26 protein-coding genes are annotated in these 22,303 nt (G+C 65.9%); 11 read left to right on the forward strand and 15 right to left on the reverse strand.

What is annotated here, in order from left to right:
* Positions 1-53: 53 nt before the first annotated feature.
* From CH285_RS18520 to CH285_RS18530, 3 genes are read left to right on the forward strand one after another with little or no spacing between them, the layout of a single operon-like run.
* Complete coding sequence (locus CH285_RS18520) at positions 54-269, forward strand: hypothetical protein (protein ID WP_032365231.1); 216 nt, start codon at positions 54-56, stop codon at positions 267-269.
* A gap of 6 nt (positions 270-275) precedes the next feature.
* Positions 276-779, forward strand: coding sequence for a Clp protease N-terminal domain-containing protein (locus tag CH285_RS18525; RefSeq protein ID WP_094643933.1), 504 nt, complete (start codon positions 276-278; stop codon positions 777-779).
* A gap of 33 nt (positions 780-812) precedes the next feature.
* Positions 813-1,193, forward strand: a complete 381-nt coding sequence (locus CH285_RS18530) for a phage holin family protein (protein WP_032365232.1) — start codon at positions 813-815, stop codon at positions 1,191-1,193.
* On the opposite strand, the gene CH285_RS18535 is transcribed toward CH285_RS18530, so the two are convergent.
* From CH285_RS18535 to CH285_RS18545, 3 genes are all read right to left on the reverse strand, one after another.
* Complete coding sequence (locus CH285_RS18535; protein WP_027498317.1) at positions 1,190-2,059, reverse strand: 1,4-dihydroxy-2-naphthoate polyprenyltransferase; 870 nt, start codon at positions 2,057-2,059, stop codon at positions 1,190-1,192. The two genes, CH285_RS18530 and CH285_RS18535, sit on opposite strands and share 4 nt — an antisense overlap.
* Positions 2,060-2,106: 47 nt before the next feature.
* Positions 2,107-3,357, reverse strand: coding sequence for an Hsp70 family protein (locus CH285_RS18540; protein ID WP_032390385.1), 1,251 nt, complete (start codon positions 3,355-3,357; stop codon positions 2,107-2,109).
* Between the two features lie 154 nt (positions 3,358-3,511).
* Positions 3,512-4,291 carry a PIG-L family deacetylase gene (locus CH285_RS18545; RefSeq protein ID WP_027498315.1) on the reverse strand — a complete coding sequence of 260 codons (780 nt, stop codon included), beginning with the start codon at positions 4,289-4,291 and terminating at the stop codon, positions 3,512-3,514.
* 62 nt (positions 4,292-4,353) lie between these two features.
* Between CH285_RS18545 and CH285_RS18550 the strand changes: the two genes are divergently transcribed.
* Both CH285_RS18550 and CH285_RS18555 read left to right on the forward strand, forming a co-directional pair.
* Positions 4,354-6,030, forward strand: coding sequence for an alpha/beta hydrolase (locus tag CH285_RS18550; RefSeq protein ID WP_255164802.1), 1,677 nt, complete (start codon positions 4,354-4,356; stop codon positions 6,028-6,030).
* A 5-nt stretch (positions 6,031-6,035) separates the two neighbouring features.
* Entirely contained in the window at positions 6,036-6,416 is a 381-nt protein-coding gene (locus tag CH285_RS18555; protein WP_255032525.1) for a nuclear transport factor 2 family protein, read from the forward strand.
* Between the two features lie 48 nt (positions 6,417-6,464).
* Here CH285_RS18555 and aztD read toward each other — a convergent pair whose 3' ends face one another.
* The 4 genes from aztD to aztB are packed head-to-tail and all read right to left on the reverse strand — an operon-like array spanning position 6,465 to position 10,697.
* Positions 6,465-7,658: a zinc metallochaperone AztD gene (aztD, locus tag CH285_RS18560; RefSeq protein ID WP_176458517.1), complete on the reverse strand. Its 1,194-nt coding sequence runs from the start codon at positions 7,656-7,658 to the stop codon at positions 6,465-6,467.
* A 29-nt stretch (positions 7,659-7,687) separates the two neighbouring features.
* Entirely contained in the window at positions 7,688-8,614 is a 927-nt protein-coding gene (aztC, locus tag CH285_RS18565; protein WP_032369754.1) for a zinc ABC transporter substrate-binding protein AztC, read from the reverse strand.
* The gene (locus CH285_RS18570) at positions 8,611-9,834 is read right to left on the reverse strand and encodes an ABC transporter (protein ID WP_094643935.1); all 1,224 of its coding nucleotides are present in this window, start codon (positions 9,832-9,834) and stop codon (positions 8,611-8,613) included. The genes aztC and CH285_RS18570 overlap by 4 nt, the downstream gene beginning before the upstream one ends.
* The gene (gene aztB / locus CH285_RS18575) at positions 9,816-10,697 is read right to left on the reverse strand and encodes a zinc ABC transporter permease AztB (RefSeq protein WP_230592926.1); all 882 of its coding nucleotides are present in this window, start codon (positions 10,695-10,697) and stop codon (positions 9,816-9,818) included. The genes CH285_RS18570 and aztB overlap by 19 nt, the downstream gene beginning before the upstream one ends.
* Positions 10,698-10,750: 53 nt before the next feature.
* On the opposite strand from aztB, the gene aztA reads away from it, so the two are divergent.
* Positions 10,751-11,401 carry a zinc ABC transporter ATP-binding protein AztA gene (gene aztA / locus CH285_RS18580; protein ID WP_032369752.1) on the forward strand — a complete coding sequence of 217 codons (651 nt, stop codon included), beginning with the start codon at positions 10,751-10,753 and terminating at the stop codon, positions 11,399-11,401.
* 22 nt (positions 11,402-11,423) lie between these two features.
* On the opposite strand, the gene menE is transcribed toward aztA, so the two are convergent.
* From menE to CH285_RS18605, 5 genes are read right to left on the reverse strand one after another with little or no spacing between them, the layout of a single operon-like run.
* Positions 11,424-12,560, reverse strand: coding sequence for an o-succinylbenzoate--CoA ligase (menE, locus tag CH285_RS18585; protein WP_032369751.1), 1,137 nt, complete (start codon positions 12,558-12,560; stop codon positions 11,424-11,426).
* Positions 12,561-12,570: 10 nt separating this feature from the next.
* The gene (locus CH285_RS18590; RefSeq protein ID WP_027498307.1) at positions 12,571-12,885 is read right to left on the reverse strand and encodes a DUF3349 domain-containing protein; all 315 of its coding nucleotides are present in this window, start codon (positions 12,883-12,885) and stop codon (positions 12,571-12,573) included.
* A 4-nt stretch (positions 12,886-12,889) separates the two neighbouring features.
* Positions 12,890-13,219 carry a DUF3349 domain-containing protein gene (locus tag CH285_RS18595; RefSeq protein ID WP_032369750.1) on the reverse strand — a complete coding sequence of 110 codons (330 nt, stop codon included), beginning with the start codon at positions 13,217-13,219 and terminating at the stop codon, positions 12,890-12,892.
* Positions 13,220-13,245: 26 nt separating this feature from the next.
* A complete protein-coding gene (locus CH285_RS18600; RefSeq protein WP_027498305.1) occupies positions 13,246-13,533 on the reverse strand; it encodes a hypothetical protein in 288 nt (95 codons plus the stop codon).
* Between the two features lie 5 nt (positions 13,534-13,538).
* The gene (locus tag CH285_RS18605) at positions 13,539-14,711 is read right to left on the reverse strand and encodes an inorganic phosphate transporter (protein ID WP_094643936.1); all 1,173 of its coding nucleotides are present in this window, start codon (positions 14,709-14,711) and stop codon (positions 13,539-13,541) included.
* A gap of 187 nt (positions 14,712-14,898) precedes the next feature.
* On the opposite strand from CH285_RS18605, the gene CH285_RS18610 reads away from it, so the two are divergent.
* Together CH285_RS18610 and CH285_RS18615 are read left to right on the forward strand one after the other, a co-directional pair.
* Positions 14,899-16,218, forward strand: coding sequence for a hypothetical protein (locus tag CH285_RS18610; RefSeq protein ID WP_094643937.1), 1,320 nt, complete (start codon positions 14,899-14,901; stop codon positions 16,216-16,218).
* A 105-nt stretch (positions 16,219-16,323) separates the two neighbouring features.
* Complete coding sequence (locus CH285_RS18615; RefSeq protein ID WP_230593371.1) at positions 16,324-17,595, forward strand: sensor domain-containing phosphodiesterase; 1,272 nt, start codon at positions 16,324-16,326, stop codon at positions 17,593-17,595.
* Here the strand turns inward: CH285_RS18615 and CH285_RS18620 are convergent.
* The 3 genes from CH285_RS18620 to CH285_RS18630 all read right to left on the reverse strand — a co-directional run bounded on the left by CH285_RS18620 (position 17,592) and on the right by CH285_RS18630 (position 20,095).
* Complete coding sequence (locus CH285_RS18620) at positions 17,592-17,972, reverse strand: VOC family protein (protein ID WP_032369747.1); 381 nt, start codon at positions 17,970-17,972, stop codon at positions 17,592-17,594. The two genes, CH285_RS18615 and CH285_RS18620, sit on opposite strands and share 4 nt — an antisense overlap.
* 101 nt (positions 17,973-18,073) lie before the next feature.
* Positions 18,074-19,195, reverse strand: a complete 1,122-nt coding sequence (locus CH285_RS18625) for a GGDEF domain-containing protein (protein ID WP_230591125.1) — start codon at positions 19,193-19,195, stop codon at positions 18,074-18,076.
* 6 nt (positions 19,196-19,201) lie between these two features.
* Entirely contained in the window at positions 19,202-20,095 is an 894-nt protein-coding gene (locus CH285_RS18630) for a 1,4-dihydroxy-2-naphthoyl-CoA synthase (protein WP_027498299.1), read from the reverse strand.
* A 68-nt stretch (positions 20,096-20,163) separates the two neighbouring features.
* On the opposite strand from CH285_RS18630, the gene CH285_RS18635 reads away from it, so the two are divergent.
* From CH285_RS18635 to CH285_RS18645, 3 genes are read left to right on the forward strand one after another with little or no spacing between them, the layout of a single operon-like run.
* Complete coding sequence (locus CH285_RS18635; RefSeq protein ID WP_094643938.1) at positions 20,164-20,808, forward strand: PaaI family thioesterase; 645 nt, start codon at positions 20,164-20,166, stop codon at positions 20,806-20,808.
* Positions 20,805-21,776 carry an o-succinylbenzoate synthase gene (locus CH285_RS18640; protein ID WP_094643939.1) on the forward strand — a complete coding sequence of 324 codons (972 nt, stop codon included), beginning with the start codon at positions 20,805-20,807 and terminating at the stop codon, positions 21,774-21,776. The genes CH285_RS18635 and CH285_RS18640 overlap by 4 nt, the downstream gene beginning before the upstream one ends.
* 52 nt (positions 21,777-21,828) lie before the next feature.
* Positions 21,829-22,272 carry a DUF6918 family protein gene (locus CH285_RS18645; protein ID WP_027498296.1) on the forward strand — a complete coding sequence of 148 codons (444 nt, stop codon included), beginning with the start codon at positions 21,829-21,831 and terminating at the stop codon, positions 22,270-22,272.
* The last annotated feature ends 31 nt before the right edge of the window (positions 22,273-22,303 follow it).

Raw genomic sequence — 22,303 nt, forward strand, 5'->3', positions numbered from 1 at the left:
TGCGTGTCAATAAAGGTTGACAACCCCCTCTCTGTCAACCTACATTGACATTCATGACAGAAGCCACTGCATTGGCCGCCGCGGCCGCCAGTTCCGATCCGGGGGAGGGGTTGCGTGCCGTAGCCGCACTTCGCCGTCTACTCGAACGTCTGGAAGCCGTCCAGGTTCGCAATGCGCGGAATCAGGGATGGGCGTGGCAGGCGATAGCGGATTCGCTGGGTGTCAGCAGACAGGCCGTTCACAAGAAGCACGGCGGAAAGGGAAGGTAGACAACCATGTTCGAGCGATTCACCACTCAGGCCAGGGCGGTCGTCATCAGTGCCCGGCTGCACGCCCGGGCGTTGCACTCGGAGCGGATCGAACCCATTCATCTCTTCCTCGGTGCGCTCGACAAGGCCGACGAACCGCTTGGGTCTGCGCTGGCCGAGGCGGGGTTCACCCTCGACAACGCGCTCGAGGACGTGCTGTCGAGGGACGCCCGGGCCCTACGGTCCATCGGCATCGACCTTCACGACGTGATCGACACCGTCGAGAATGCGGTGGGGTTCGGCGACGTCGACCATTCGAACGATTCTCACCTGCCGGTCGCGCCGTCGGCCAAGGAAGCGCTGAAGCTGGCCTTGAAGGAGGCCGTCCGATTGCGGGACAGGGAGATCGGCGTCGAGCACATGCTTCTCGGTGTGATCGCAGGTGCCGATCCATCGTTCACCGAGCTCGTGACTGTTCGCGGAGGCCTGAACGATCTGCGCGACGTCGTCCTGCTGGTTCGCACGTCATAGCTCCGAGCGGGCCCGAACTCTACGATGGGCGCCATGAACTTTCTGATTCGGCTCGTGATCAATGCCGTCGCCATCTGGGTTGCGAAGGAATTCGTCGACGGCATCACCGTGACCAGCTCGGGCCGCGGTGACGGGTGGGACATCGTGGTCCTGCTCGGTATTGCGGCCGTGTTGACGATCGTCAACGCGTTCATCAGGCCGATGGTGAAGCTGTTGTCACTGCCGCTGCTGATTCTCACCCTCGGGCTGTTCACTCTCGTCATCAACGCGTTGATGCTGATGTTGACGGGCTGGCTGTCGTCGCAGACCGGTTACGGCCTCGAGATCGTCGGTTTCGCTGCCGCGTTCTGGGGCGCGATCATCATCTCGATCGTGAACTTTCTGCTCGGCGCATTCGTGCCCGAGAAGCGTTAGGCGAACGCCAGCGCCACACCGGTACCGGCACCCCAGACGAGCATTGCCAGTCCCGAATCACGCAGCGCCGGTATCAATTCGAAGCCGTGAGCGCCGCCGCGAACCGGCGAATTGGCGCGCGCAGCGAGAGGTAGCGCGAGCAGGGCAACCAGTGCCCATGGGGTTCGGGCGGTCAGCGCGACGGTCATGGCGAACGGGACGACCAACAGTGCCAGGTGTAGATAGCGCGTGCGGGTATCGCCCAATCGCACTGCGAGCGTGCGCTTTCCGGATTCGGTATCGGTGGGGATGTCCCGAAGATTGTTCGCGACGAGTACGGCACTGGAGAAAGATCCGACGGCTACCGCGGCGAGCACGCCCGCCCAGTCGATCTGCTCGGCCTGCACGTATTGGGTGCCGAGCACGGCGACGAGTCCGAAGAACACGAACACGGCAATCTCGCCGAATCCGCTGTAGCCGTAAGGCTTCGAGCCGCCTGTGTAGTACCAGGCACCGGCTATGCAGATCAGGCCGACGATCACCAACCACCAAGCGCTCGTGGCGGCCAGGACAAGACCTGCGACGGCACCGACCGCGAAGCAGCCGATGGCTGCCCGTTTGACGGCTCCTGCCGAGGCGGCCTTGGAGCCGACGAGTCGGAGTGGGCCGACTCGGTCGTCGTCCGTGCCGCGGATTCCGTCGGAGTAGTCGTTGGCGAAGTTGACGCCCACGATCAGCGCCAACGAGACGATCAGTGCCAGTAGAGCCTTCCACCACACGCCTGCGTCCAGGGACACGGCTGCACCGGTGCCGACGAGGACGGGGGCGATAGCGTTGGGGAGCGTTCGGGGTCGCGCCCCTTCGATCCATTGTGCTGTGGTGGCCATGAGCGACGATCTTTCCGTATCTGCCGGGAGGGTGCGGACGCGGCCGGTCAGAACGGCAGGCGCGGCAGTACCGGCAGCGGGATGACAGGCATTTGGACTCCGGGGATCTGCGGTAGCGGCACCGTCGGAGCGGGCGGCGGTGGCGGCGGGTTGTAGTGCGGTTGATACTGCACGTACGGCACGCTGTCGGCGGCTGGAGGTGGTGCAGCTGACGTCGGCGGCGGGGCCGGGATGTCCGGGGTCGGTGACGGTGTGGCGGTGGTGGTCCGTGCGGCCGAGGGTGTCGTGGTCTGCCGGATGCCCTCGTCCACGCTGGCAGGGGTGCTCAGCGGTTGGTCTTCGCTCTCGGAACTCAGGCCCGAGAACAGTCCGACGGCGGCGATGACGCCCACGATCGGTAGCGCGATCAATCCGAGCCGCGCCAGCGCCGGTCGGTGCGAGACGACCGGTGCAATGCGGTCGACGTCGACGCGTGCAGCGTGCACGGCCGCCCCACCTGCAACGACGAGTTCTGGTTGCTCGGGGACGATGGTCGGCAGCTGCAGAAACCGTTCGAGTGTCGTGCGGACCAGAGGGACATTGCTCGTACCGCCGATGGCGATGACGGCGTCGGGATAGAACTCGGCTTCGAGCCCCAGTTGGCGGACCGTGGTGGCCGCCTGTTCGGTGGCGCGGGCGATCGACAGCTCGAAGATGTGGCGCTCGAGAAGGATATGTTCGCCGTCGGGCGTGCTGGTGGTCTCGTGCGTGGACAGTGCCTCTTTGATGCCACGGCAGAATGCCGTCAGAGCAGTGTCCTCGTCGTGTGTGTGCGGCTCCCGCACGATGCCGAGGCCCAGTATGTGTTCCCGAACCACCGCATCGAACGAGGCTCCGCTGATTGCTGTCGTACGAGTCGAGCCGTAGGAGCGGCCGGATTCGACGTCGACGATGTCTATGTCGACACCGGTCTCGCCTGCGTCGAACAGGGCGATGGTGCGGTGCTGGCTGGCCAGGCCGGGACGGAGGTACTCGAGAGCAGCGTCGGTCTCGTCGATCAGATGTACGTCCGAGACGTATTCCTCGGCCAGAGCCTTCGTGATGCGATCACGCTCGTCGGCGGTCCGGTATGCAATGCCCAGTGATTGCGGCGCGTCCGGGCGGTCGACGATTCCGCGAACGACCCGCGCGACGTCCTCGGGGGAGGGGGAGAGCTGCCAGTCGTCGAAGGGAGCGGCGTCTGTCCACGTGCCGTCTTCGGTCGTCCGAGACGTGCGGATGCCGCACGTTCCCAGGGACACACCTACCGACGAACGCATCTCCAACCGGCCTCTCCTGTACGGCGACGTGGACACTGTACCGTCTCGAGGTTTGATTAGAGGTCCAAAACAATCCGAACGTCAGGTCGAGGGTGTTCGACGGGCGGCCTCCGACCCCAATACGACGGACCTCACGACCGGCGACCCGGTGGTGTCAGAGCGGCAGCGATGTCTCTGTCAGTCCGACCCCGCCGGTGCCCCGCAGCTTGCGGAACCATTCGAGACCGAACGCAGTGGTCAGTTGCTCGATCGGCATTGCGAGAAACGGCCCGAAATCGCCGACCTGCGTTTCGTGCGCTTCCATCGCGGCCCGCTTGGCCGCGATGACGCTCGACACGTCCACGACAGTGGTGATTTCGGTTTCCGGCAGTCCGAACGACTCCATGTCCGGTGGTGACGCCTCTTCGCTCCAGTGGGGATTGGCTTCCATCAACCTGCGCATGTGGTCACGGTTGGTGGTCGTCTCGTACACGTACGGCGTCTCGGCGATCTCGGCGGCGCGCTTGCCGACGACGTGCACCTGAATGTGGTCGGGGTGGCCGTATCCACCGTTCGGGTCGTAGATGGTGACGACGTCGGCCTGCTCCTCGCGCAACACGTCGGCCAATCGCCCAGCCGCGGTATCGACGTCGACATTGCAGAACGCCTCCGGGTTGCCGTTCTCCGGCGTGCCGGCCATTCCGGAATCGGCGTAGTGCAGGCGAACGACGCGCGCGACCCCCAGGACGGCAGCCGAACGGTCCAATTCGATGTGTCGGCGCGCGGCCAACGTCTCCCCGTCGGCGAGGATGCCGTCGGGATATTCGCCGACGGCACCGTCGGTGGCCGTCACGAGTACGACGCGGTGGCCGGCGTCGGCCGCGAGCCGCATGACGCCGCCCGTGCCGAACACTTCGTCGTCGGGATGCGCGTGGAAGCAGACCAGAACACTCATGGCGTGAATGCTTGCACGTCGAAGTGGGTGCGGCCCAGTCGGTGGGCCAATACGATCTATGGGTGACCACACGGCGGTCGGCCTCGATACGTTCGTATTGGCGGGATTCGCGAGCGGATCGGTACTGTCGCGCACTACATCCGGTGGGGATCTTCTTCGCTCTGGTGTTCTTCGCGCTGTCGATGACTCCGTCTCTGCTACCTCGTGTGTGGTACCTGCAGGCGGTGGCCACGGGGATCAGCGTCGCGATCGGGTACGGCGTGGGGTGCCTCGTTGCCTGGGTGGTTCGGCTCTGCGGAGTGTCACCGGACTGGTCGGAGCAGTGGCGTCGACGTGGGTGGTGGGCGTTGGCCGCGGTTGCGGTGGTGGTGATTCCGCTCTTCCTGATCCTCGGTTCGTGGTGGCAGCAGATCGTGCGCAAGCTGGTCGGCGTAGAAGACCCCGGCCGGCCGCTCTACATCGCGGTGCTGGTGCTCTCGCTGGTGGTAGCGGTGGGGGTGCTTGCTCTCGGCCGCCTGCTGCGCAGAGCAACTCGGGCTCTGACGCGATGGGGCAAGCAGTACGTGCCGAAGCCGGTGGCGCGGATCGCCAGCGTGATCGTGGTTGCTCTGCTGGTGGTGTTCACCGTCAACGGTGCACTGATTCGGGGAATTGTGGCCGTCGCGGAAAAGTCGGCCTCTACCGCCGATCGCGGCAACCACGATGGGGTGGAAAAGCCTGATGCAGCAGAACTGTCGGGTTCGGATGCGTCGAACGAGGACTGGGAGTCGCTGGGGCAGGAGGGGCGACGCTTCGTGGTCTCCGGGGCATCGCCCGACGAGATCGGCGAGTTCACCGGAAGGTCTGCAGTGCAACCGATCCGCGTGTACGCCGGTGTCGAGTCGGCCGAAACGGTCGAGGGTGTGGCAGAGCGGGTGGTCGCCGAGCTCGAACGCACGGCTGCGTTTTCTCGGGCCGTGCTCGGTGTCGCGACCACCACCGGACGCGGATGGGTCAACGAATCCGTCGCCGGCCCTCTCGAATATCTGTACGACGGAAATTCGGCCATTGCGTCGATGCAGTACTCGTTCCTGCCGAGCCCGATGGCATTTCTGGCCGACCGGCAGACCCCGCAGGATGCCGGACGAGCCCTCTTCGAGGCGATCTACGCGGTGTGGAGCGAACTCCCGGAGGATTCACGACCCAAATTGGTGCTGTTCGGGGAGAGCCTCGGTGCCTACGGCGGGCAGGATGCATTCAGCGGTGCGCAGGACATGATCGCGCGCATCGACGGTGCTCTGTGGGTCGGCAACCCCAATTTCACGCCTCAGTGGGCGCGTATCACGAGCGGACGTGACGCCGGTTCCCGCGAGATCCTGCCTGTCGTCGACGGCGGAGAGCACGTGCGATTCGCGAGTTCGTCCGGGGATCTCGACATCGGTGGTCCGTGGGAAGAGCCGCGAATCGTCTACTGGCAGCACGCATCCGACCCGATCGTGTGGTGGTCACCCGATCTGATCCTCGGCAGGCCCGACTGGCTACGGGAACCCCGCGGCACCGACGTCGATCCGGGAGTGCAGTGGTTCCCGTTCGTGACGTTCTGGCAATTGACCTTCGACCAGGTGTTCTCCACCGACGTCGACGACGGGCACGGCCACAGCTACGGAGCCGACGCGGTGCGCATGTGGGCCGACATCCTCGAACCGCCGGGATGGTCCGACGCCGACGTCGAGCGGCTGTACCTCGAAATGGCGGGCTGACATCGGTGCCGGAGACCGACGGTATTGCCCAGGTGTTGGAGCTGGAGCGGCAGTTGCAGCGGGCCGAAACACGGCGTGACAGAAGCAGACTCGTGGCGCTGCTCGCGGACGATTTCGTCGAGATCGGAGCGTCGGGGGTGGTGTGGACCAAGCCGTCGATACTCGAGCTGTTGGGCGGAGAAAGTGCGGACGACGGCATCATCGAGGTCCACGATCTCTCCGGACGGATACTGGGCGTGGGTGTCGTTCTGGTGCAATGGACGTCACGACGGTCGGGACGTCGAGCCCGTCGATCGTCGATCTGGCGACGCACCTCCGATGGATGGGAACTGGTGCATCACCAAGGCACACCTGTGGTCGACGGTCCGCCGGATCGGACGGGGTAGCCGAACCCGGGGACGCAGAGTGGATTTCTGCGTCCCCGGGCTGCAGGGTCAGGCAGTCACGACGACGAATTCGTTGGGCGTGACATCGAGTTGCTTGCTCTCGGTGACGTTTCCGGTGCTCAGATCGACGGCGTGGATGCTGTTGCCGGCCGGTTCGGTGACGTAGGCGGTGTCACCCGCGATGGAGATGCCGGGGTGGGCGTCCTGGTATTTCGCGGGACCTTCCCAGGCGTCGATGACGGGGTACGAGGCGGTGAATGTCTTTGTCGTCGGATCGAATACGTGGACTGCGCCGTCCGATCCGATGATGTAGGCCAAGTCGCCGGGGCCTCGGGCGACTCCGCGCCAGGTGTACTCGGCACCGTCGGGGAGCTTCACGACGTCGAGGGTCTTGGCCGCGGGGTCGATGACGGTGACCGCGTGCAGGAGTGAGCCCTCTGCGTCCGGGTCGTCCTTGTAGTCTCCGACGATGAGGGGGCTGGTCTCGCTCACGTACGCGTTGCCCGTCCGCCCGTAGGGCTGGTCCGGAGCGTCGAGCTTGGTTATCTGGCCCTTGTCGTAGATCAGAGCGCCGTTCTCGCAACCGAAGACGACGATCTCGCCTTCCGCTGTTCCCTCTCCGTGGACGCCGGGGCACTGATCGTTTTTGGCGACGACCGCGCCCGATGCGTCACGAACCTCGATGCCGGTGCGGCCGTTCGAGTTCCCGACCGTGGTGAGAAACGTGCTGTCTTCGAGGACGATCGAGACGCCGTGGTGCGCGTCGACACCGGGGATGCTCTCGGTTTCCGGGAGCCCGTCTGCGGATTCGAGCGCTGCGGTGTCGAAGATCGTGGTGTCGCTGGTGCCGTCGGCGTACAGGATGGTCTTGCCGCCGTGTCGTACGACGTGACCGGGCTTCTCGGCTTCGAAGACGGTGTCGGTCAGTTGCGGTTGCTCGGTCGTCCCGGCCGCGGTGTCGAGCACACGGAAGCCCTCGCTCGTGGTGACCATGACGTTGCGGTCGTCGCCGGCGAGGTTGAGGCGCGTGTACTCCTCGGAGTCGAAATCAGCGACGGTCTCGAACGTGTCGGCGTCGAGCACCCGAAGGCCGCCTTCGTAGGACACTGCGACCCGTGGCCCGGCCGCAATCGCTACGGATTCGGCGGCGGGTGTGGTGCCGGAGGAGCACGCCGCCAGGGTCGCTACCGCACCGAGGGCGAGCGCGGTGACGCTCGCCCTTCGAAAATCGTTGATACGCATGATTGTTCCTTTTCTGTGTGACGAATCGGTCAGCTGGTGAGTCCATCGGAGATGCGCTCGGTGTTGACGCGCATCATGGTGAGGTAGTCGGGGGCACCGCCGTCGGGTGCGGTGAGTGATTCGGTGAACAGTTCGATCACAGCGACGCGAATGTCGGCCTCGCTCGCCAAGGCCTGGACGAGACGATCCGGAGAAGACGATTCCGCGAATATCGCAGGAATACCGGTCTTCTCGATGGCTCCGACGAGTTCGGCCAGATCGGAAGCAGACGGTGCCGCCAGGGTGGTGCCGCCGGGAATGGCTGCCCCGATCACTGTGAAATCGAAACGGTCTGCGAGATAACCGAATACATGGTGATTGGTGACGAGTGCGCGGCGCTGATCCGGGATCGCAGCGAAGGTGGCGCTCATGTCGTCGTCGAGCCCCTTCAACTGCAGCCGGTAACCTGCTGTGCGGTCGGCTATCTCGGCAGAATCGACACCGTCCAGCCCGGCGAGCGCCGGCTCGAGGGCATCGACGACGGCTGTCATGCGCGCGGGATCGGTCCAGAAGTGCGAATCGGGACTGCCTGCGGCGTCCCCTTCCGTGTACTCGAGGACGTCGATGGCGTCGCCCGCGACGAAGGTGGGCACGTTCTCCGCCGCTGCCTCGTCGAGGTGTTGCTGCAGACCTTCCTCGAGGCCGAGACCATTGGAGACGATCAGGTCTGCCGTGCGTAGGCGGGCACCTTCCTGCGCCGAGATCTCGAAGGAATGCGGGTCGGCGTTCGGCTTCATCAGCGTCACCACGTCTGCCTCGTCGCCGACGAGCTGCTGCACGACGTCGCCGAGGATGTTCGTGGACACGATCACCACCGGGCGGTCGTCACCGTCGGCGGAGCAGCCGCTCAGGCACAGTCCGATTGCTGCGGCCACCGCCACTGCCGATGAGAAGCGGCTGACGCGTCCGCTCGTCATCGTCCGGTCTCCGCGGTGAAGACCGGTTCGGTGGCGGTGTCGAAGGTCCGCGCTGTGCGGGCACCGTCGGCGTAGTCGATCTCGTACAGCCGTCGTTCGGTCGGGGCGCTGAGATAGGCGCGCTGATCGTCGGCGACGAGAGTCGGGGACGCGCCGGCCTCGAGTGATTCGGCCACCAGCGGTTCGGTTTCGGCCAGGATTGCTCCGTTGTTGCCGTCCAATACCAGGACTCGGCCACCCTCGGTGAGGGCCAGCACGTGCTCGTCCGCATCGTCCACGGCGGTGACGTGTACCAGGGGTGCCGGTGCCGGGAGTAGGGACCACGACCGTTCGCGGGTATCCAGCATCCAAATGCCCTCTGCACCGGCAGAACCTGCGACCGTGGGGCGGCCCTCGCGGTTGTCGAACGACGTCGCTGCCGCGGCGGTGGCGCCGGCCGGGTAGGGGATTCTCTCGACCGCCAACTCGTCACCGGTGGCCGAGGCGAGCAGTGCGCCGTCGGCGCACCCGATCACGGCACCGACCCTGGTGGTGATCGTGCCGCGGGCCTGCGGGCACGGCTCGACGGGCCCGGTGCGTTCGCCGTCGGCGGTGTATCCGACGACCGAGGTCGACGGACCGGATCCCTCGGTCACGAGCGCGAAAGTGCCGACGGGAACGACCATTCCGGCACCGGGCGTGGTGACCTTTCGGAATCGTTCCACGACTGTGCCTTTCGACAGGGCCTCGGTGTCGAGCAGCACAGCCTCGCCGGAGTCGGCAAAGAACAGTCCGGTACTTCCCGAAGTCGAAAGGTTGGACGTGGCAACGGTTGCCGTACCTGAGCCGCCGACCGTGCCGAGCAGTCGAGGCTCGCTGCGGTAGTAGTGAAAATGGTCGACGTGGTCCCAGGTCCAGACCCCGCTGTCGACGATCTCGACGCCCGCGTCGGTCTGCACGAACAGGTAGCGGCCGTCGGTATGCAGAGCCTGCGGGGCTCCGATGGTCCCGAGATCGGTGACGGTGTCGTCGAGCAGATCGAGATGGGACACCCGCCCCGTCGGGTCCACGGACGTGAGCCCGAGCCGCGGTTCGGCGAGTTCGGCGGCACCGGCTATTGCCCCGTGGCCTTCGACTGCGGGTTCGTCTGTGCGCGGCCCGTTCGTCTCCGAGGAACAGGCAGTCGATGCGAGAACGAGGGCACCGACGGCGATTGTGGTGGTCAGGATGCGGGGGCGCACGTGTTCCTTTCGGGTGAAGTGGAGCGAGGACGGATGGCGGTGACGGCACTGCGTATCGCGTACGACAGGCCGGACACCGCGATTGCCGTCGCCGCCACGGAGGCACCGGCGGCGGTGGCCGCGTGCCAGGAGATCAGTAGGCCGCCGAGCACGGACAGCACGCCGAGGACGGCCGCCACCAGCATTCGACTGGGAATGCGGGTGGTCCACTGCCCGGCGGCGACGGCAGGAGCGAGCAACAGTCCGACGACCAGCAGCGAGCCGACGGCTTGGTACGACGCGACGACTGCCAGCGTCACCAGTGCGACGAGAACTGCTTGAGCCGAGCGCGGCCCGAGTCCGAGCACCGAGGCAATTCGGGGGTCCAGCGCAACGGCGACCAGCGGTCGATGAAACAGCGCCGCGACGGTGACTCCGAGTGCGGCCGCTCCGGCCAGGAGATAGAGGTCCGTGTGCGAGATGGCAAGAATGTCGCCGAACAGTATGGAAGTGGCGTCGGTGGCGAAGCTCCCCGAGTGGGAGATGACGATGACGCCGAGCGCCAACATGGACACGAACAACATCCCGATGCTCGTGTCGTAGGACAGTGTTCCGCGGCGTTGCAGCGCGGTGATCCCGAGGCTCATGGCGACCGCGCTCAGTGCGCCCCCGATCATCACCGGAACTCCGAGAACGGTCGCGAGAGCGACACCGGGCAGCATTCCGTGTGCGAGCGCCTCACCCAGAAATGCCATGCCGCGGATCACCACCCACGTTCCGACCACCCCGCACAGCACGGCGACCAGGGCTCCGCCGAACAGGGCGCGTTGTACGAAACCCAGGTCGAACGGCTCGAACAGCGCGTCGATTGTCTGAAATGGCACATTCGGGAGCTTAATGAGATTGATAACGATATTCAAAATCGTATAGTGGCAATGTGAACACCTCAGCTGTCAGCGCGTCGTCCCAGTTCGCTCGCCTCCGGGGCGTCCGCGTCGAGTTCTCCGGCCACACGGCACTCGCAGGCGTCGATCTGGACCTGCTACCCGGTCGGCTCACGGCCATCGCAGGGCCGAACGGTGCCGGCAAGTCCACGTTGCTCGAGGTGGTCGCCGGCACCCGGCCACTGACGGGCGGGACCCGAAGCGCAACTCGCGCAATTGCATTCGTACCGCAGCGCGCTGCTGTGCCGGATCGGTTGCCGTTGACCGTATGGGACGTCGTGGCAGTGGGTGCGTGGGGACGCCTCGGCCGGTGGCGTCCGATGAACACCGAGGCTCGGGCATCGGTGCGCGACGCCCTCGAGCGCCTCGACATCGCGGAACTGACCGGCATGCCGTTCGCCGACCTGTCCGGAGGGCAGCGTCAGCGCACCCTACTGGCGCAGGGTGTGGCCCGCCGGGCCGATCTCCTGTTGCTCGACGAACCCACGACAGGTCTCGACGCCGCCAGTGGACAACGGATTCGAGCCGTCATGCGTGAGGAGACTATGCGCGGAGTTGCCGTTGCGTGTGTGTCTCACGATCCCGAGGTGTTGGCCGCGGCCGACGAAGTGGTGCAACTCGAGGACGGTCGAATCGTCTTCTGACGGATACGCGCGTCGGGTGCTCTCACCGCGCTGCCAACTCGGCTCGCAATCCCGCGCGGTCCAGTTTGCCCGGGCCTCGGGTCGGCAGTGCGTCGACGAGGAACAGCTCCCGCGGTGCAGCGGTGGCATCGAGCGACTGCTCGACGTGAGAGCGCAACTCCGCCAACGTCACCGGCGCAGAGGCAACCACTGCCACCACCACCTTCTGGCCGAGGCGCTCATCCGGCAATCCGACGACAGCGCACTCGCGGACAGCGGGATGCGTTGCCAGCGCGGCTTCGACCACCTGTGGTACGACGGTCAAGCCGCCCGTCGAGATGGCCTCGTCGAGTCGACCGGTGATGCTCAGCACCCCGTCGATCATCGTGCCTGCGTCGTCCGTGCGGAACCATCCCGGCTCGGCGAATGCCGGATGGTCCGGTAATCCGCGATAGCCCGAGGCCAGAGTCCGCCCGCCCAGAACCACTCGTCCGTCGTCGATCCGAACGACGGTGCTGTGCAACGGAACTCCGTCGTACACACAGCCGCCCGCGGTTTCGCTCATGCCGTAGGTGCGTACCAATCGAACACCCGCGGCAAGGGCTCTCTCGCGCAACGGAATCGGCGTGGCAGCGCCGCCGAGCAACACGGCGTCCAGCGATGCCAGTGCAGCAGTGGCCTCGGGGTTCTCGAGTGCTTTGACCAACTGGCCGGGCACCAGGGAGGTGTAGCGCAGCGGACCCGACATCCGTCCCACGGCCTCGACCAAGGCGGCCGGGTCGAAGCCGGCAGAGACGTCCATGATCACCGGCGACGTGCCGGCGAGCACGCTGCGCAGCAACACCTGCATCCCGGCGATGTGGTGTGCGGGCAGAGCCAGCAGCCACGAGCCGGGGCCGCCGAGGCGCTCCTCGGTTGCCGTCGCCGACGCGACCAGTGCGGATGCAGACAGCATGGCACCCTTTGGAATTCCCGTCGTCCCCGATGTCGCGACGACCAATGCGACGTCGTCGTCGATGGGGGTTCCGGGGGCCAACGCGTCGTGCAGGCGTCGGATCTCGCGTGGATCGTCGGCGGGGACGGGGAGGACGGCCGGGCCGTCGCCGGCCAGCAGACGGCTCAGCCGCGGCAGGATGTCTGCCGCGGCCGAGCCTGCTGGAATGGGAACGCTCTCGAGCACACTGGCGAGATTAGTCCTTGCGCCGGATCGTGAACGGGTCGGCCAGAGGCCAACCCCCGGCGGCGAGGTTCGCGCGCACCCGATTGACGTCCTCTTCTCGGGGCAGCTCGTTGGTGACCTTGGTGATGGTGACGGAAATTCCGGCCTTGTCGGCAGGTAACTGGCCGTCGGCGATGAGGGCATCCATCACCGACTGCACTTCGTCGTCGGACAGTCGCCGATTCAGAAGGGCAAGGAGGGGAACGTAATCCGCTTCGGGTACCCCGTCGGGATACCCACCGCGGAGCCACTCGACGATCGAGTGGAGAAACGACGGGACCGCCATGGTCTTACAGGGCAGCCGGATCCGCGAGCGGCCAGCCACCGGCGGCCAGTCGTGCCGAGACACGGGAGATGTCCTCGGCCGTCGGCTCGGCGTCGATCTGGTCGCGGATGTACGTCGCGATCTCCTCGGTCGAAATGGCACCGTCGTCGAGTGCACCGTTGGCGGGAGAGACGAGTTCGAGAACGATCTCCTGCACCTGAGCGTCGGTGAGTGCGGCGCGGCGCAGAAGGGCGACGAGCGGGAATCGGTCCTTGGGCGGAACGCCCTCGGGGTATCCGGCTCGGAGCCATTCGAGCACCGAGGCCGGGAATGCGGTCTTGGTGGAGTCGGTCATGAGAGCTGTACCCCTTCTCGGGTGTGTCAGAAGACGGAGATGCCGAATGTGCTGTCGAGGAAGTTCTTCATGATGAAGAGAATTCCGGCCACGATGGCGACGACGACCACTGCGAAACAGAGGACGGCCGCGGCGGTGGCCACTGCCGGTCGGGCCACGCGTGTGGTGCCCGAGGCAGTGGCCTCGTCCGAGGGCTCACCGACCGAGAGTGCCTTGAGTCCGAAAGCGAAGATCGCGGGCAGTCCGGCACCGAGCAGCAGGCCGACGAGAACAACCTGCCAGAGCGAATCGAGTGTGTGCTTGAGGGTTTCCATGATGTTCAGACCTTCGCGGGGGAGTCGGTTTCGGCGGCGGCAGGAACGAGTCCGCCGTCCCATTCGGCGTTCACGTTGTCCGGATCGACGGGTTCGCGGCGCGAGCGGATGTACATGACGGTGGCCAGGCCGACGAGGATGGCGAAGACCACGAGGATGCCGGGCAGACCGCCGATCGTGTGGGCGAGCAGCCAGCATGCGGCGCCGACCACACCGGCGAGCGGCAAGGTGATGACCCAGGCGACGGCCATGCGTCCTGCGACGTTCCAGCGCACGGCGGCACCGGGCTTGCCGAGTCCCGATCCGAGGATCGAGCCGGTCGCGACCTGCGTGGTCGAGAGCGGGAGGCCGAGGTGGCTCGACGTCAGAATGATTGCTGCAGAAGAGGACTCGGCTGCCATGCCCTGCGGGGATGCGATCTCGACGAGGCCCTTACCGAGGGTGCGGATGACGCGCCAGCCGCCGAGGTAAGTGCCCAACGCGATGGCGAGGGCGCACATGACCTTGACCCACAGGGGCATCTCGGCGTCCGGCGAGACGGTCCCGTACGCGACGAGCGCCAGGAAGATCACGCCCATCGTCTTCTGGGCGTCGTTGGTGCCGTGGGCGAGCGAGACGAGTGAGGCCGAACCGATCTGGCCCCAACGGAATCCGCGCTCCTTGGACTTCTCGGGAACTGCGTTGGTGATGCGGTAGATGATCCAGGTGCCGACGGTGGCGACGAGGCCGGCGACGATGGGGGCCAGCACGGCGGGCAATACGATCTTGCTCCACACCCCGTCCCACACGACGCCGCTGGTTCCCAGGCCCGCCATGGTGGCACCGATGAGGCCGCCGAACAGTGCGTGCGAGCTGCTCGACGGGATGCCGAGCAGCCAGGTGGCGAGGTTCCACAGGATGCCGCCGACGAGGCCGGCGAAGATGATGGTCAGCAGGGCCTGGCCGCCGGTGTCGCCGAGATTGACGATCCCCTTCGCGACGGTGGCTGCGACCTCTACGGACAGGAAGGCGCCGACCAGGTTGAGGACGGCAGACAGGGTGACCGCGACCTTGGGCTTCAATGCCCCCGTTGCGATCGACGTCGCCATGGCGTTGGCGGTGTCGTGGAAACCGTTGGTGAAGTCGAAGGCCAGGGCCGTCACGACCACCACGAGAAGTACGAGAAATTCAGCGCTCACGGTGGAAAGTGTGGGACACGAACGCTGTTTCGCGGAAATTTCTTGCGAAGTGTTCTTCTTGGGCGCTGCGAAGTCGTCTGTCGTTCATCGGCCGTTCACCTTTTTGCCTTATATGTCCAGTTTTGCTGTGGCGTAGCGCACGGACAGCAGTTCTGTTGCAGGGACTCGTTGTGGAACAGTGGAACCCGTGAAGGGTTCGGGCATGGACGACGCGGTGTGGGCCGCACTGTCGTACTTCGATTCCGTCGATCCCGCTCTCGCCGCCGACGCCCGGCTCGGTTGGGACGGCCTGGTTCAGGTATCCCCACCAGCAGGTCCAACGCAGCATTCCGTGCAGACATTCCTGTGGGTCTATCTGCGTCATGCGGTCGAGGGACCCGACCGCGGCGTCGATATCGCTCGTGCGCTCGGTGATCTGCTCGAGCGGTTGGGGCGGGTGGCGTACGCGGAGATCGCGCGCAGCGACGTCACCGACGAGCTGGTGCGCATCGAGGACGACGAGACGTGGTTGCAGCAGTACCGTGCGGCGACCGAACAGTCCGGTATCGGTGCAGTCGACACCGAGTTGGTGACGTGGCAGGACGCTCCGACCGGGGTCGAGCGGGCCATCGTCGAAAAGATCGGTGAGACACTCGAAGTGGCGACCATCGCCGGTGAGTTCGAGCCGTCGAAGCCCGGTGGCCGACCACTGGGAGTCACCGCACGGGCGACGCGTCGCCGCGGCGTGACCGACGCGGTGCTGACCTCGGATCAGGGCAAGAACGACACCGACGACGTTCTGCTCGAACAACTTCTCGACCACCGCATCGAACTGTGGAGCAGTTACAGCGCTCCACGCGCCGAGCTCTACCTGGGCTTGCGCGAGGCGCTGCACGAGGCGGCCGAGCCGGTGTACGGGTGCGTGCGCAGACTCGAGAGCTTCATCGGCTGCATCGGCGACGGCGTGGCGCTGACCGATGCCGGGTATCTGCCGGACGATCTGGTGGCGCGGATCGCTCGCACCGTCTTTCCGGTAGCTGAGCGTCCGCAGTTCGTCGGACGCGAACTCGATACCGACAAGGTTCTCGCTCTCCGGCGTCTGGTGATGCGACTTCGGTTGATGCGGCGGTCCGCAGGCAGGCTGGTACCGACGACGCGCACCCGGCAGCTGAGCTCGGACGGATTGTGGCGCGTGCTCACCGGGGGAATCGTCGGCAGCGACTACCACCCCGACTCGATCGCTGCTGAGGTTCTCCTGGCCCGGATGATCCTGGGCAACGACATCGCCGACGCGCAGGCGACGGCCGACGATTCGGCTCGACTGTTGCGTGCGGAGGGATGGACCCACGCGGGGGAGGAGCCGGAGTCGGAGCACGCCGAGACTCTGGCGGACACGTTGATCGCAGAACTCGACGCTCTTGGAGCGTTCCGCTCGGCCGACAACCGCGTCGCAACCGACGAAGGCGCACGGGTGGCCGCGGCTGTGTTGCGTCATCGGCTCCTGCACACGCGCTTCCCGGCATTGTGACGAGCTCGAGATGGGGTTTGCCTGCGGTCTGCCGCTCGTGCACGGTTAAACTCGGTTCCACCCGGGTCGAGAGCGTGCCCGGATGTCGGCTGCGAGGAGATGCTGGTGGACGGTGAGGTGCACGACACCGCACGCTCCCAGTCCCGGCGGCAGAGCGACTCGGCTCGCCGCTACCTCGATCTGGAAGCAACCACACCCGCGTTGCGCTCCACCGTCGAATTCGCGGCACGCAGTGTCGGATTCGCCATTGCCCAGCTGAACGTGTTGGACGAGGACACCCAGTACACATTGGTCAACATCGGCGGTCCACCGATGTCCACCGTGGTTCGGGCCGACACCCTGTGCGACGACGTGGTGCGCACGGGAGTGCCTGCGGTCGTCGCCCATGGCCGGGTCGATGCGACCACCCGGCAACGCGCGCTGCTCGACGAGAACGGCATCGAGTCCTATGCCTCGGTTCCGCTTCGCGGACGAGAAGGTCTGGTGATCGGCACTCTGTGTCTGCTCGACCGCACTTCGAGGCCCCTCTCCAACGACCAGATGCAGGAGCTCGAACAGTTCGCGTCCGTCCTCGAGGAGCAGCTCGATCTGCATCGGCGGGTCGGCTCGGGATCCACCCGACTCGGCAGCGACAACGACATCGCCGACTCCCTCGCCGACGGTCACATCGTCCCGTGGTTCCAGTCGATCGTGGACCTACGGACAGAGGAGATCGTCGGCTTCGAGGCATTGGCGCGCTGGCACCATCCCACTCGGGGTCTGGTGGTGCCCGCGGACTTCGTGCCGTTCGCCGAGGCGAGTGAACTGATCATCGACGTGGATCTGAGCGTGCTCGCGCAGGCAGCCGTGGAGATGAAGAAGTGGCACGTACACCGACCGGACCTGCGGCTGACCGTCAACATTTCCGGACGTCATCTGGCGCATCCGGACGGCGTCGGCCAACTCGAACGCGCGATCGCGTCGACCGAGGTGTCGCCGAAATCCATTTCGCTCGAACTCACCGAGACCTCGTCGGTGACGCCAGGGCCGTTGTTGCGCAAGCACATCGACGACGTGCACCGGCTGGGTTTCCGCGTCCTGCTCGACGACTTCGGCTCCGGCTGGTCGTCTCTCGAACGCTTGGTGACGTTGCAACCGGACGGCATCAAGATCGACGGACATCTGACGCGGTTCATCGACACCGTGGCCGGTCGGGCGATGATCAAGTCGTTGGCCTCGGTCGCCAAGGATCTGGAGCTGACGATGATCGTCGAGGGGATCGAGAGTCGAGCTCAGGCCGACGCCGCTCTCGATCTCGGATGCACTCTGGCGCAGGGATATCTGTGGTCGAGGCCGCAATCGGCGTCGGCGGTACTGCGAACCGTCTCGGGTGGCTAGCGAGTATCCCGGCGGAGTGGGTGGTCCTGCGGAATCTGCACCAGCACGATGGGGATTCCATCGGGATCCTCGATCCACATCTCGATGAGTCCCCAGGGTTCGGTGGTCGCCGCCCGCACGATCGCAATGCCGGCCTGCTCCAATTCCGATGTGGCAGAATCGATGTCGCGCACCTGCAGCCACAGTGCCCCGGAGAACGAACCCGGCTCCTCGGTGCCACCGTGCGCTGCGATCTCGATCAACCCTTGGCCTGCGAACAGCACCGTGCCGCCGGGATATTCACGGCACACCGCAAGAGACAGGCCGTCTCGATAGAACTCGAGGGTCTTCCGGTAGTCGACCGGGCGCAGGATGGTACGTGCAGCGAGGATGTCCACCTCGCATGGATATCACGCAACCGACCATCACTGCCGCAGGATGGTCACAGCGAGAGTGGAGCCTGCGGAACGACCCGGATCAGTGGCATCGATCAGTGGAATCACAGCACCGTCGTGACGATCCGGTTTCCGCCGGCTGCTTTGGCCTCGTACATCATCGAGTCCGCCACCCGCATCGCCCGCGTCACGAGGTCGAGGTTCTGCTCCCACAGGGGTGAACTCGCGTGCAGGATGGCTGCCCCCACGCTGACCGTCACGGCGACGCCGTCGTCGGGATCGCGCATGGCTCGTCGAACACCATGGATCAACGCATCGATGTGCAGGCGCGACGTCGAGACCACCGCGAGGTATTCCTCGCCGCCGGTGCGTGCGATCACGCCGTATCTCCCCATGTGTGCGCCCAGACGCTCGGCGACGCGAACGATGACGGCGTCACCCTCCTCGTGCCCGTAGTCGTCGTTGACGGCTTTGAAGCGATCGATGTCCACGACCACGACGGCCGAGCAGCGATCCTCCTCGCGGCCGAGCAACCAGACGTCGTGGATCACCGATTCGAGCCCGCGCCGATTCAGCAACCCGGTGAGCGGGTCGAGCAACGAACTGCGGGCGTCGTCGGTCAACACGGTGACCAACAGATGCGAGGTGAGCGGCACCCCGGCGATCGCGAGCAACACCACGTCGGTCCGGAAGATCAGTGACGCGACGTCCACGTCGCCGGTGCGGTACGTCGCCACCGCGGCAGCGATGGTGCACGCCACCGAGAAGATCAGGTGAGCCACCAGCCACCGTGGACTGACGAAAAACGTGCAGAACGTGCCGATGACGGCGAACAGCGCGCACGTCAGGATCGCGTCGGCGATCGGGTTGACGAGGATGGACGACGCGGTGCCCAGATCGGCGAACACCGCGAATGCCACCACCCCGAGACGGCCCGGGAACGGCTTGACGATCCACGCGGCCGCGACCGCCACCGCCATGACGACCAGGAATGCCTTCCAGCCGATTGCCGCGGCGTTCCGCGAGGTGCCGTCGGAGAAGAGGGCCACCACCGCCAGAGCGCCGTAGTTCAGCGTCAGGATCGCCATCACCCATCGGATGAGTTTTCCGGTGGGCCGCGAGTTCTGGAAGTCCGCCATCCAGCGGTAGTCGTACGGCTGCGTGAACCAGGCCCACAGAGCACCCGCGGCAGTACCGCGATCGCGGTGATGCGAGTTCGGGGTCACGAAGCGTCAGAAATATCGAGGAAACGGCGACCAGTCGGGCTCGCGCTTCTCCAGGAACGCATCGCGTCCCTCGACGGCCTCGTCGGTCATGTACGCCAGCCGGGTGGCTTCACCGGCGAACAACTGCTGGCCGACGAGACCGTCGTCCTGCAGGTTGAAGGCGTACTTGAGCATCCGCTGTGCCTGCGGCGACTTGGCGTTGATCTTCGCGGCCCACTCGATGGCGGTGTTCTCGAGTTCGGCGTGATCGACCACCTTGTTCACCGCGCCCATGCGGTGCATTTCCTCGGCCGAGTACGTCTCGCCGAGGAAGAAGATCTCTCGGGCGAATTTCTGCCCGACCATCTTGGCCAGGTACGCACTGCCGTAACCACCGTCGAAGCTGCCCACGTCGGCGTCGGTCTGCTTGAAGCGAGCGTGTTCGCGGCTTGCGAGCGTCAGATCGCACACCACGTGCAAGCTGTGCCCGCCACCCGCTGCCCACCCGTTGACGAGGCAGATGACGACCTTGGGCATGAAGCGGATCAGCCGCTGCACTTCGAGAATGTGCAGACGGCCCGCGCGCGCCTTGTCGACCGTCTCGGCCGTTTCACCGTCCGCATACTGGTAGCCGCTTCGTCCGCGAATGCGCTGATCGCCGCCGGAACAGAACGCCCAGCCGCCGTCTTTGCTGCTCGGCCCGTTGCCGGTGAGCAGCACGGTTCCCACGTCCGAACTCACGCGTGCGTGTTCGAGCGCGCGGTAGAGCTCGTCGACGGTGTGCGGCCGAAAAGCGTTTCGAATCTCGGGACGATCGAACGCCACCCGCACGGTCGCGTCGGACACGTGGCGGTGATAGGTGATGTCGGTCAGATCTTCGAAGCCGGGAACGGGACGCCACAGTGCGGGAGTGAAGGTCACGTGGGCCAGCTTAACGGTGGCGAGGGCTGAATCCGCTGCGGCCGGGCGATGCAGCTAGCGTGCAGGTCATGACCGATCCGATGCAGCTCGACCGCAGTTCCGACCCCGATTACGACCACCACGGCGGCTTCCCGCGTTTCGTTCCGGCGAAGGTGGGGCCGGAATACGGGCAGTTGCTCGAGGCACTGCGCACGGTCCAGGATCTCGCGGTGTCCACGTCGTTGCCTGCAGACGTCACCGAGGCAGCCGCGAGCAAGACTCGGGAACTGATCGAGTTGTTGGAGCCGCACGTGGTCGCCGAAGGCAAGCAGACCGCGGGGCGGGTACCCGCTCTGCCGGGCCGTGGTTCGCTGCTGCTGCCGCCGTGGGTCATCGAGAAATTCGCAGCCGACGGCGTCCGTAGCCGTGGCATGTTCCGTCGCTTCCACCTCGGTGGCAACGCCGCCGCGCACGGGGGCACCCTTCCGCTGCTGTTCGACGACCTCTTCGGCCTGATCCAACATGCGTACGGTCGGCCCATCAGCCGGACCGCATATCTGCACATCAACTACCGCAAGGTGACCCCACTGAACACCGAGTTGGTCGTCGAGGGTGCCGTAAACAAGGTGGAGGGTCGTAAGACGTTCATCAGCGCGAGGCTGACGGATCTGGACGGCAACCTGCTCGCCGACTGCGAGGCACTGATGGTGCAGTTGCTCCCGGGGCAGCAATGATTCCCCCGGCCGACGATCTGCTCGACGGTGCGCACGTGCTCTCGATGCCGATGCGGACGAAGTTCCGTGGGATCACCACCCGTGAGGTGATGTTGATTCGTGGTCCCGGTGGGTGGGGTGAATTCTCTCCGTTCCCCGAGTACGACGACGTCGAGTCCGCCCCGTGGTTGGCGTCGGCGATCGAGGCCGCGTGGGAGGGCCCGCCGAATGCGGTGCGTCGACGCATCGCGGTCAACGCGACCGTGCCCGCGGTCGACGCCTCCGATGTGGCGGGCGTGCTGAGCCGCTCACCCGGGGCCGAAACGGCGAAGGTGAAAGTGGCCGAGAAGGGGCAGAGCCTGGCCGACGACGTGGCTCGCGTTCGTGCGGTGCGCGAGCTGTTGCCGCGGGTGCGGATCGACGCCAACGGGGGCTGGACCGTCGACGAGGCAGTCACTGCGTTGGCTGCTCTCACTGCGGACGGGCCACTCGAATATGCGGAGCAGCCGTGCGCCACGGTTGCCGAGCTCGTCGAGCTGCGGCGACGGGCTCCGGGAGTTCGGGTGGCCGCGGACGAGAGCATCCGCCGGGCCGAGGATCCGATGAAGGTCGTGCGGGCCGGCGGCGCGGACATCGCGGTACTCAAGGTCGCTCCGCTCGGCGGCATGCGCGCACTGCTCGAACTGGCCGGCGAACTGGGGGAGTACGGCGTGCCGGTGGTCGTGTCGAGTGCACTCGATTCGGCTGTGGGCATCGCCTCCGGGCTCGCCGCTGCCGCCGCGCTGCCGCATCTGGAATTCGCCTGCGGACTGGGGACGGGCAGCCTGTTCGTTCGCGACGTCGCACCGGCACCCGAGGTGGTCGACGGAACGTATCCGGTCCAGAGCGTCGAGCCGGATCCGCACGCGTTGATCGAACTCGGTGCCGACGCCGAGCGCACCCAGTGGTGGATCGAGCGAGTGCGGCGCTGCCACGCACTGCTGCGGTAGTGTTGCGCCCGGTCCGCGTGGGGCCGCCGACACATCTGGGAGGAAGTTCGAAGTGGTTGCTGCACTGAAGGATTCGCTGCTCGACGAGTCGAAGGCCGACGCTCTGCGCGTCGACGTGCTGGCATTGATCGACGCCGAGGTAGCCGACAAGAAGGGCGCCAGTGGCCTCGCGGTCAAGGGGGGCTACGGCGCAGTGAAGAAGGTCGGTCCGTCCTACATCGACAATGCGGTCTCGGCTCTGTGGCCCGATTTCGTCGACAAGCTCGATCCGTTCTGGCAGTCGTACAACGCCGCCCCGCAGGGCACGTTCGGTGAGTATCTCGCCGCCAATGGAGATGCCGCGTCCGACGCTCTGCTCTCGGTCACCGATGCGCGCATCGAGGAGACGGACAAGTCCGTCGTCAAGAAGTTCTACGGCAGCCTGCGTGGCTCGGCGAAGAAGAACGTCACCGAGGCACTGCCGCGCGTCGGCGATCTGGTCGCCAAGCACGCCTGAGCGGCTTCGCCGCATGTGAGTGGAAATTCGT

This window comes from Rhodococcus sp. 05-2256-B1 (assembly GCF_002258465.1).
Classification (GTDB): domain Bacteria; phylum Actinomycetota; class Actinomycetes; order Mycobacteriales; family Mycobacteriaceae; genus Rhodococcoides; species Rhodococcoides fascians.